The sequence below is a fragment of the Streptomyces sp. NPDC037401 genome (assembly GCF_055602345.1).
In genome coordinates, this window is record NZ_JBVJWO010000002.1 from 71,786 (window position 1) to 80,892 (window position 9,107).

The 9,107-nt window shown below is 71.1% G+C and carries 8 protein-coding genes; 6 read left to right on the forward strand and 2 right to left on the reverse strand.

Annotation, left to right across the window (positions count from 1 at the left end; all coding sequences use genetic code 11):
* Nucleotides 1–53: 53 nt before the first annotated feature.
* Entirely contained in the window at nt 54–1,217 is a 1,164-nt protein-coding gene (locus ACZ7H1_RS01840) for an ABC transporter substrate-binding protein (protein ID WP_470783157.1), read from the reverse strand.
* Between the two features lie 122 nt (nt 1,218–1,339).
* Nucleotides 1,340–2,779, reverse strand: a complete 1,440-nt coding sequence (locus ACZ7H1_RS01845) for a gamma-aminobutyraldehyde dehydrogenase (protein WP_470782855.1) — start codon at nt 2,777–2,779, stop codon at nt 1,340–1,342.
* Nucleotides 2,780–2,949: 170 nt separating this feature from the next.
* Here ACZ7H1_RS01845 and ACZ7H1_RS01850 point away from each other — a divergent pair, with 170 nt between their 5' ends.
* The 6 genes from ACZ7H1_RS01850 to ACZ7H1_RS01875 all read left to right on the forward strand — a co-directional run bounded on the left by ACZ7H1_RS01850 (nt 2,950) and on the right by ACZ7H1_RS01875 (nt 9,058).
* Nucleotides 2,950–3,453, forward strand: a complete 504-nt coding sequence (locus ACZ7H1_RS01850) for an Lrp/AsnC family transcriptional regulator (protein WP_226739912.1) — start codon at nt 2,950–2,952, stop codon at nt 3,451–3,453.
* Nucleotides 3,438–4,817 carry an aspartate aminotransferase family protein gene (locus tag ACZ7H1_RS01855; RefSeq protein ID WP_470782857.1) on the forward strand — a complete coding sequence of 460 codons (1,380 nt, stop codon included), beginning with the start codon at nt 3,438–3,440 and terminating at the stop codon, nt 4,815–4,817. The genes ACZ7H1_RS01850 and ACZ7H1_RS01855 overlap by 16 nt, the downstream gene beginning before the upstream one ends.
* A 287-nt stretch (nt 4,818–5,104) precedes the next feature.
* Nucleotides 5,105–5,842, forward strand: coding sequence for an ABC transporter ATP-binding protein (locus tag ACZ7H1_RS01860; RefSeq protein WP_470782859.1), 738 nt, complete (start codon nt 5,105–5,107; stop codon nt 5,840–5,842).
* Nucleotides 5,824–6,894 (forward strand): hypothetical protein, encoded by a 1,071-nt coding sequence (locus tag ACZ7H1_RS01865; protein ID WP_470782861.1) that lies wholly within the window; start codon nt 5,824–5,826, stop codon nt 6,892–6,894. Before ACZ7H1_RS01860 ends, ACZ7H1_RS01865 begins: the two co-directional genes overlap by 19 nt.
* 34 nt (nt 6,895–6,928) lie before the next feature.
* Nucleotides 6,929–8,029 carry an LOG family protein gene (locus ACZ7H1_RS01870; RefSeq protein WP_470782862.1) on the forward strand — a complete coding sequence of 367 codons (1,101 nt, stop codon included), beginning with the start codon at nt 6,929–6,931 and terminating at the stop codon, nt 8,027–8,029.
* Nucleotides 8,030–8,131: 102 nt separating this feature from the next.
* Nucleotides 8,132–9,058: a DMT family protein gene (locus tag ACZ7H1_RS01875; RefSeq protein WP_470782863.1), complete on the forward strand. Its 927-nt coding sequence runs from the start codon at nt 8,132–8,134 to the stop codon at nt 9,056–9,058.
* Nucleotides 9,059–9,107: the final 49 nt, after the last annotated feature.

Consider the following 9,107-nt stretch of genomic DNA (forward strand, 5'->3'; position numbering starts at 1 on the left):
ATCGGCCCCGGTCGAGGCTCCGGTCCCCGCGCGGCGGGGTGTCCGGTGGGGCGTCAGAGGCCGACGATCGCGTTCCACCGCTTGGCGAACGTCCGGCGTTCGGAGGCGGAGACGTCCCGCGCGATGGCGAGGCGCTTGCGCATCTCGCCGTCCGGGAAGATGAGCGGGTCCTCGGCCAGGGCGGCCGTCTCCTCGTCGTCGGAGTCCGCGAGGACGTCGCGGGCGGCGGGGACCGGACAGACGTAGTTGACCCAGGCGGCCAGCTCGGCTGCGACCTGAGGGTCGTAGTAGTGGTCGATCAGCGCTTCCGCGTTGGTCTTGTGCTGGGCGAGGTTGGGCACGAGGAGGCTCTCGGCCCACAGTTCGGCCCCCTCCTCCGGCACCACGAACTCGATGTCCGGGTTGTCGGCCTGGAGCTGGACGACGTCGCCGGAGTAGGCCTGGCAGGCCAGCACGTCGCCGGTGGAGAGGTCCTTGATGTAGTCGTTGCCGGTGAATCGGCGGATGTGCTTGCGGCGGACCAGATCCTCCACCCGGTCGCACACGCGGTGGAAATCGGCCTCGGTCCACCGGGTGACGTCGACGCCGTCGCCCTGCATCAGAAGGGAGAAGGATTCGTCGAGGCCGGACAGCAGGGTGACCTTGCCGGCCAGGTCGGAACGCCACAGGTCCGCCGTGGACTTCAGCTCGCGGCCCAGCTTCCGGCGGTTGTACGCGATGCCGGTGATGCCGCACTGCCAGGGCACGCTGTGCGCCCGGCCCTCGTCGAAGGCGGGCGAACGCAGCTGCGGGTCCAGGTACTTGGCGACGTTCGGCTGGGCGGCGCGGTCCATCTTCTGCGCCCAGCCCAGGCGGACGAAGCGGGCGGCCATCCAGTCGCTCACCACGATCAGGTCGCGGCCCGTGTCCTGGCGGTTCATCAGCGACGGGCTGACCTTGCCGAAGAACTCGTCGTTGTCGTTGATCTCCTCGGTGTACCGGACCCGGACCCCGGTGCGCTCGGAGAAGGCCTCCAGGGTGGGGCGGCGGGTCTCGTCCTCGTCGTCGGTGTCGATGTACAGCGGCCAGTTGGCGAACGACACGCTCTTGTCCCGTGCGGACCGGTCGTCCGCACCGCGCCTGCCCTCCTCGACGTAGGCGGCGGGAACCCCGCAGCCGGTGAGGGCCGTCAGCAGTCCGGCCGCGCCGAGGCCGCGCAGCGTCGCGCGGCGGGAGATCGTACGAGGAGCGATGCGTTCGGGCATGGGCCAAGACTCGGTCCAACGAGAAGGGGCGGACAATAGACAGTCTGTCTACTGCCCGCCCCCTCAGGGATCGGTTCTGATCAAGCGGCGCGCGGTCAGCCGCCGAGCGAGGTCATGACGTGCTTGATGCGCGTGTAGTCCTCGAAGCCGTAGGCGGAGAGGTCCTTGCCGTAGCCGGACTTCTTGTAGCCGCCGTGGGGCATCTCGGCGACCAGCGGGATGTGGGTGTTGATCCACACGCAGCCGAAGTCGAGGCTCTTGGACATGCGCATCGCGCGGGCGTGGTCCTTGGTCCACACGGAGGAGGCGAGGGCGTACTCGACGCCGTTCGCGTACTCCAGGGCCTGGGCCTCGTCCGTGAAGGACTGGACGGTGATGACCGGGCCGAAGACCTCGTTCTGGATGATCTCGTCGTCCTGCTTGAGGCCGGAGACGACGGTCGGGGCGTAGAAGTAGCCCTTCTCGCCGACCTGGTGGCCACCCGCCTCGACCTTGGCGTGGGCGGGGAGGCGCTCGATGAAGCCCGCGACCTGCTTGAGCTGGTTCGGGTTGTTCAGCGGGCCGTAGAGCACGTCCTCGTCGTCCGGCTGGCCGGTCTTGGTGTCGGCCGCGGCCTTCGCCAGGGCGGAGACGAACTCGTCGTGGATGGACTGGTGCACGAGCACGCGGGTCGCGGCGGTGCAGTCCTGACCGGCGTTGAAGTAGCCGGCGACGGCGATGTCCTCGACGGCCTTCGGGATGTCGGCGTCCTCGAAGACGACGACGGGGGCCTTGCCGCCGAGCTCCAGGTGGACGCGCTTGACGTCCTTGGAGGCGCTCTCGGCGACCTGCATGCCGGCGCGCACCGAGCCGGTGATGGAGGCCATCGCCGGTACGGAGTGCTCGACCATGGCCTTGCCGGTCTCACGGTCGCCGCAGATGACGTTGAAGACGCCCTTGGGGAGGACCGAGTCGATGATCTCGGCCATCAGGACGGTGGAGGCCGGGGTGGTGTCCGAGGGCTTGAGCACCACGGTGTTGCCCGCGGCGATCGCCGGGGCGAACTTCCACACGGCCATCATCATCGGGTAGTTCCACGGCGCGACCTGGGCACAGACGCCGACCGGCTCACGGCGGATGATCGAGGTCATGCCCTCCATGTACTCGCCGGCCGAGCGGCCCTCGAGCATGCGGGCGGCACCCGCGAAGAAGCGGATCTGGTCCACCATCGGCGGCAGCTCCTCGCTGGCCGTGAGGCCGAGGGGCTTGCCGGTGTTCTCGGACTCGGCGGCGACGAGCTCGTCGGCGCGCGCCTCGAACGCGTCGGCGATCTTCAGCAGGGCCTTCTGGCGCTCGGCCGGCGTGGTGTCGCGCCATCCCGGGAAGGCGGCAGCGGCGGCGGCCATGGCGGCGTCGACGTCGGCCTGGCCCGACAGCGGGGCGGTCGCGAAGACCTCGCCGGTGGCGGGGTTGACCACCTCGGTGGTCCGCCCGTCGGCGGCATCCCTGAACTCTCCGCCGATGTAGTTGCGCAGACGACGCAGTTCGGTGGTCACTACAGCCACTCTCCTGATCAGATGTCCAACGATTGAGACAGTTCCCCCAGCCTAGTCCCTTAGGTGACGCTTTCGACAGAGCCAGACCCTATGAACTACGAAATCAGTGGGATCCGATCCCTTGAGCAACGGATTTCATCGATTCCGGGTTGCGGAACTGTCGAGTCCTCGTGCACAGTGAGGTCGTGGTCAGTCGAAGCACAGATGCCAGGAACAGACAACCGTCCCCTTCGGTCGATGCTGTGTCCCTGGCGATCATCGAGCAACTGCAGGAGGACGGCCGTCGTCCGTACGCAGCAATCGGCAAGGCCGTCGGCCTGTCGGAGGCAGCGGTACGGCAGCGCGTCCAGAAGCTGCTCGACCAGGGCGTCATGCAGATCGTCGCCGTCACCGACCCGCTCACCGTGGGGCTGCGGCGCCAGGCGATGGTGGGCATCAACGTCGAGGGCGACCTCGACCCGGTGGCCGATGCGCTGACCGCCATGGCCGAGTGCGAATACGTGGTGATGACCGCGGGCTCGTTCGACCTGATGGTGGAGATCGTCTGCGAGGACGACGACCACCTGCTGGAGACCATCAACAAAAGGATCCGCACGCTCCCCGGCGTGCGTTCCACCGAAAGCTTCGTGTACCTGAAGCTGAAGAAGCAGACCTACATGTGGGGAACCCGATAGCCGTGACCCAGGACCTGTCCAAGACCGCGTACGACCACCTGTGGATGCACTTCACCCGCATGTCCTCGTACGAGAACTCCCCCGTCCCCACCATCGTGCGTGGCGAGGGCACTTACATCTACGACGACAAGGGCAAGCGCTACCTCGACGGTCTCGCCGGACTGTTCGTGGTCAACGCCGGCCACGGCCGCAAGGAGCTGGCCGAGGTCGCCTACAAGCAGGCGCAGGAGCTGGCCTTCTTCCCCGTGTGGTCGTACGCCCACCCGAAGGCCGTCGAGCTGGCCGAGCGGCTGGCCCACTACGCCCCCGGCGACCTGAACAAGGTCTTCTTCACCACCGGCGGCGGCGAGGCGGTGGAGACCGCGTGGAAGCTCGCCAAGCAGTACTTCAAGCTGCAGGGCAAGCACACCAAGTACAAGGTCATCTCGCGTGCGGTCGCCTACCACGGCACCCCGCAGGGCGCGCTGTCCATCACCGGCCTGCCGGCGCTGAAGGCCCCCTTCGAGCCGCTGGTCCCCGGCGCGCACAAGGTGCCGAACACCAACATCTACCGCGCCCCGATCCACGGCGACGACCCCGAGGCCTTCGGCCGCTGGGCCGCCGACCAGATCGAGCAGCAGATCCTCTTCGAGGGCCCCGACACCGTCGCGGCCGTCTTCCTGGAGCCGGTGCAGAACGCCGGCGGCTGCTTCCCGCCGCCGCCCGGCTACTTCCAGCGCGTCCGCGAGATCTGCGACCAGTACGACGTGCTGCTCGTCTCCGACGAGACGATCTGCGCCTTCGGCCGCCTCGGCACGATGTTCGCCTGTGACAAGTTCGGCTACGTGCCCGACATGATCACCTGCGCCAAGGGCATGACCTCGGGCTACTCCCCGATCGGTGCCTGCATCGTCTCGGACCGCATCGCCGAGCCGTTCTACAAGGGCGACAACACCTTCCTGCACGGCTACACCTTCGGCGGACACCCCGTGTCCTCCGCCGTGGCCATCGCCAACCTCGACATCTTCGACAAGGAAGGCCTGAACCAGCACGTGCTGGACCAGGAGGGCAACTTCTTCGACACCCTGAAGAAGCTGCACGACCTTCCGATCGTCGGCGACGTCCGCGGCAACGGCTTCTTCTACGGCATCGAGCTCGTGAAGGACAAGACCACGAAGGAGTCCTTCACGGACGAGGAGACCGAGCGCGTGCTCTACGGCTTCCTCTCCAAGGCTCTCTTCGAGAACGGCCTGTACTGCCGCGCCGACGACCGTGGCGACCCGGTCATCCAGCTGGCCCCGCCGCTGATCGCCGACCAGGGCACCTTCGACGAGATCGAAGGCATCCTGCGCTCGGTGCTCACCGAGGCGTGGACCAAGCTCTGACCCACACCCGACTCCTCAGGCCTCTGTCCGGCCCGAGGAGCCAGGCTCTCCCGGGACGTTGCGGGTCCCGGTGAGCCCATGACGGCCCCCTCACCGCCGTCGTGCCACACGGCCCGGATGCGCCCGTTCGAGTGAGAACGGGCGCATCCGGGCCGTGTGCTGTCCGCCCTCCGTGCCTCCGTCTCCTTACGGTGCCCAGTGACCGATCGGCTTCGGCTTCGTTCCCCCGGACGGGGGAGCCGGGCAGCGAGTCCGGTCCGCAGTCGATGTGAACCGAGGTGTACGCCATGGTGGCCCCGCCGGACAACGACGTGCTCTGGGCACGCTCCCTCCACTACTCCCACAGCGGATCCCCCGCCCTGACAGCGGTGTCCGTCGGCGTCCGCGCCGGCGAGATCCTCGCCGTCACCGGGCCCCGCGGCAGCGGCAAGACCACGCTGCTGCGCTGTCTGTCCGGACAGGTGCTGCCCGACGAGGGCGAGGTGTGGTTCAACAGCGTCCCCGTGCACACCATGGGCGCCCTCCTCCGCGAGCGGCTGCGCCGCGACCGCTTCGGCTGGATCGGCCCCGAACCGCAGCTGATCCCCGAGCTCAACGTGTGGGAGAACGCCGCGCTGCCGCTGCTGCTGTCCGGTGCCCCACACCGCAGTGCCAAACGGGCCGCGACCGAATGGCTGGACCGCCTCGACATCGGATCGTTCGCCCGGCGCCGCCCGGCCGCCCTCAACCGGGCGGAGGCCCAGCGCGTCGCCCTCGCCCGGGCCCTGGTGGCCCTGCCCGCCGTGGTCTTCGCCGACGAACCTGCCGCCCCGCTGCACCGCGCCGACCGCGCCCAGCTGCTGCGCACCCTCACCACCGCGGCCCGCTCCCACGAGATCACCGTCGTCCTCGCCACCCACGACGAGGAGACCGCCGCCCAGGCCGACCGCAGGGTGGCACTGATCGACGGACGTCTCGCGGGGGCCGCCGGTACCGCCTTCCCCTCCGACGCGGAGGGCCGCGCCGAGTGCTCGCTCTCCGCCTAGCCCGCGGCTCCCGGCCGCTGGTCCAGCTGCGCCGGCTGTTCGTGGCGGCCGCCTCCGCCGGCACGGGATTCCTGCTGCTCTCCATCCTGGCCGGGGCCGTGGCCCGGCCCGAGGGCTCCGCACCCCGGCTGCTGTGGTGCCTGGTGCCGCTGGCGCTGACCGTGCACTTCGCGGCCGCCGTCGCCCGCACCGACCCGGCCACCCGGACCCGCGAGGGGCTCTCCGCGATGGGCCTGGGGCCCGTACGGCTCTCCGTCGTCGCCGCGATCTCCACGGCCGTCGCCTGCGCCCTGGGCAGCGCCGTTGCCCTGCTGGTCTTCCTCCACCTGCGCGGCGACATCGGCGGGCTGCCGTTCGACGGGGCCGCGCCACGGCTGCTGCACGCCGAGCAGCCCTTCCCCGTACCGGCCGCGCTCACGCTGCTGGCCCTGGCACCGCTCGCCGGCGCCACGGCGGCGGCCCTCACCCTGCGACCGCACACCGCCCGCGCCCCGCAGCAGCTGCTGCCGTGGGGCCTGGCCCTGCTCGCCACCGGACTGGCGGTCCTCGCGTACGCCGGCCGCAGCAGCACGGGCGGCGCCCTGGCCGGCTGGGCGCTCTCGGCAGTCGGGCTGGCACTGGCCGGGCCCGCGGTGGCGTACGGCTGCGGGGCCCTGGTGCAGCTGGCAAGGCCGGGCGCGGTCCGGCTGCTCGCCGGGCGGACGCTCCAGGAGGAGGCCTCCCGGATCGGCCCGCCGCTGGGCGTGCTCTGCGCCGTCGCTGCGGCCGGTCTCGCCGCCCCGGCGGTGCGCGACAGCCTCGACGTACCGCTGGGCCCGCTGACCTGGCCCGCCGCCGCACTGGCCGCCGTGTGCGCGGCGGCCACCGTGCTCGTCACCGCCGTGGAGGCCCGCCAGGCCCGCGCGGACACCCGCCGGGCCCTGCTCGACCTGGGCACCCCCGGCGCGGTGCTGCGGACGGCGGCGACGGTGCGGGTCGCCGCCGTGGTGCTGCTCTGCGCCCCGCTGACCTGGGCAGTCGCCCGGCTCACGGCCATGGCCCTCACCCGCTAGGCGGCGGCGGAACGGGCCGCCGTAGGGTGGCCGGGTGGCCAACCGACACAGTGCAGACATCGAGATCGAGACCCTCGCCGAGTTCGACCAGGTGGTGGCACGCGGCTCGCTGAGCGGCTACCGCATCCAGTCGGTCAACCTGCTGGAGCGGACCTTCGCCCTGCTGCAGGCGGACACGTCGGCAGCCGTGTTCCTCGGCTGCCCGATGCAGCCGGACGCGGCCGAGAAGGTGCGGGCGGACGGGGCGCTGGTCTTCCCGCCGGTGCCGGACCTGCCGTTCAACCCGTATCGCGGCCTCCTCTACACGCCGGAGGAGCTGTTCGACGGGCTGTCCGCCGGTTACGAGACCACCCCCGACGCGCTCGCGTACGCATGGCTCCAGGAGACGGCGTCGGACGGCGACGTCTTCTCCTCGATGCTGCGGTCGATCCACGACGACGCGATCTCGGACGCCCTGGACGAGCTGCTCGCCGGCGTCCGGGTCGTGGGCGTGATGGGCGGGCACTCGATGGCCCGCGGCGGCGACGAGTACGCGGGGGCGGCCCGGCTCGGCCGGGCGCTGGCTCGCGGGGGGCTCACCGTGGCCACGGGCGGCGGCCCCGGCGCGATGGAGGCCGCGAACCTCGGCGCGTATCTCGCCCCCTTCGAGGACGCGGCACTGCCGGAGGCCCTGGAGCGGCTGGCCAAGGCGCCGTCCTTCGCCCCGTCGGTCACCGATTGGGCGGAGGCGGCGTTCGCGGTCCGGGAGCAGTGGCCGGGCGGCGGGGACTCGGTGGGCATCCCGACGTGGTTCTACGGCCACGAGCCGCCCAACGCCTTCGTCGGCCACATCGCGAAGTACTTCGCCAACGCGACCCGCGAGGACGGCCTGCTGGCCCGCTCCAACGCCGGTGTCGTCTTCCTGCCGGGCGCCGCGGGCACCGTGCAGGAGATCTTCGACAACGCCACCCCGAACTACTACGAGTCCCGCGGCGAGCCCGCGCCGATGGTGCTGGTGAACCGGGCCCACTGGACGGAGAAGCTGCCCGCCTGGCCGCTGCTCCAGGCCCTGGCCGTCGGCCGCCCGATGGCGTCCCGGATCGCGCTGGTCGACTCGGTCGACGAGGTCCCGGCGGCGCTCGCCGCACTTTCCTGACCTCCGGCGCGGCGTTTTCGGCCGTCCGAGGCAACTTCCGGCGCGCTTCTCACGTCTGGCAGTGGTACCGCAAAACCTGCCAGACGTGAACGGAGCCCTCGGGTGCTCATAGGCCTGCTGACCGCCATCGCGGCATCGATCTGCTACGGAACGGGATCCGTCCTGCAAGCCGTCGGGTCCCGCAAGTCCGCCCGCCGCGAGGCCGCGAACGCCGACCAGCGGACCCAGCACGGGGGGCCCAGCCTGTCCTCGACCGCGAAGGCGGCGATGACCTGGGAGTTCATCGTCGGCACGATCCTCGACTTCGTGGGCTTCGGTCTCGGCGCGCTGGCAGCCCGGATGCTGCCGCTGTTCCTCTCCCAGACGGTGATCAGCGCCAACCTCGTCATCACCGCCGTGCTCAGCGTGAAGATGCTCGGCATCCGGCTGTCCCGCCGCGAGTGGACCTCCATCGCGACGGTCTGCCTGGCCCTGGTCCTCCTCGCCACGGCCGCCGGCCACGAGGGCGAGAACCACGCCCCGATGGCCACGCACTGGTGGCTGCTCGGCATCACGGTCCTGCTGATGGCGGGCGGCACCCTCGCGGTCCGGCTGCTCGGCTCCCGGGCCGCGATCCTCGCCGGTCTGCTCTCGGGCCTCGGCTTCGGCGCGCTGGGCGTGGGCGTACGGATCCTGAACGGCATCGACCCCTTCGACCCGGTCGCCCTGCTCACCGACCCGGCGCTGTACGCGATCGTGCTGGCGGGCGTCGGCGGCATGTACCTGCACACCGTGGCCCTGCAGATCGGCTCGGTGAACGGCGCCACGGCCGCGCTGGTCGTCGGCGAGACGGTCCTGCCCGGCGCCATCGGCGTCCTGGCCCTGGGCGACGCCTCCCGGCCCGGCTACGCCTGGCTCGCCGTCCTCGGCTTCGTGCTGGCCGTGGCGGGCGCGGTGGCCGTCGCGTGGTTCGGCAAGCACGAGGCGGACCCCGACCCGGCCGGCACGGCCCCCGCCCCGTCCGCCGAACCGGCCGGAGCCCCGGTCTAGGGAGACCGCCGGGGCGGGCGGTGGATCACGGGCCCGTGATCCAGCGCCC

Excerpts from the sequence above, each read along its gene's own strand:
- ACZ7H1_RS01860 (WP_470782859.1), top strand. The coding sequence starts at position 5,105 with ATGGTGGCCCCGCCGGACAACGACGTGCTCTGGGCACGCTCCCTCCAC.